We start from the raw sequence: 470 nt of genomic DNA, 5'->3' as shown, positions 1-470 counted from the left end.
TCAGCTGACACGGCAGCGAACGAGATCTCCGAACGAGTCAAAGCTAGGATGAGGCATGAAATCGAACTTGACGCGTTCTGGGACGAGTTGGGACCGGCGACGCGCAGCAGCCTTGGCTTCCTTGCTGGTTGCGGGGGCCCTCGGATGGACTGCGGTTGCGCTGAGCGTGCACACGACCGGCTCGACCGCGCCGGCCCCTGACAGTGCGACCGATGCTGAACTGGCGCGGCTGGGCGCTGCTGTGATGGCCGTCATTGCGGCGGTGGCTGCCGGACTGTGGTGGCGTCACTGGGCGACCGTACGTCGGCCGGTGATCGGCGGAGGTTGGGCGCGGGCGGCGTTTGCTGTCTCCGCCGTCCATTCGATGTTCGTCGTACCGGTGATTGCGTTCGCCTCCTGGGACTGGAAGGCCCCTGTGATCGCGTTCACGTGCGCGGTGCTCGCGGGCGGTGTACGGGAGGCCGCCGGGG

1 protein-coding gene is annotated in these 470 nt (G+C 67.4%); it reads left to right on the top strand.

What is annotated here, in order from left to right:
- Window positions 1–166: 166 nt before the first annotated feature.
- Window positions 167–470 (top strand): hypothetical protein (locus tag ACFQ87_RS45975; protein WP_380617006.1); only part of this gene is annotated, 304 nt, incomplete at its 3' end.

The sequence above is a fragment of the Kitasatospora sp. NPDC056531 genome, assembly GCF_042794375.1.
Lineage (GTDB): Bacteria > Actinomycetota > Actinomycetes > Streptomycetales > Streptomycetaceae > Kitasatospora.
Note: the sequence above shows the minus strand (reverse complement) of the source record. Positions and strands in the feature narration are given on the sequence as shown.